1 protein-coding gene is annotated in these 240 nt (G+C 72.9%); it reads left to right on the forward strand.

The window, feature by feature from the left end; translation table 11 throughout:
- The coding region (locus QWY29_RS20640) for an ATP-binding protein (protein ID WP_500684590.1) at nucleotides 1-240 on the forward strand (240 nt) is incomplete at both ends.

Below are 240 nucleotides of genomic sequence, written 5' to 3' on the forward strand. Positions count from 1 at the left end.
CTGGTCGACGCGGTGGTCTTCGGCGACCGCGACTGCTCGGTCCAGCGCCGCCACCAGAAGGTCGTCGAGGAGTCGCCCGCCCCCGGTCTCTCCGACGTGGTCCGCGCCGCCATGCACGCGGCGGCCCGCTGGGCCGCCGAGGCGATCGACTACCGCGGCGCCGGCACGGTGGAGTTCCTCTACGACCCGGCCACCGAGCGGTTCTGGTTCCTGGAGATGAACACCCGCCTCCAGGTCGAG

Origin of the sequence: Nocardioides abyssi, from assembly GCF_030412915.1 — a bacterium.
Taxonomy (GTDB): Bacteria; Actinomycetota; Actinomycetes; order Propionibacteriales; family Nocardioidaceae; genus Nocardioides; species Nocardioides abyssi.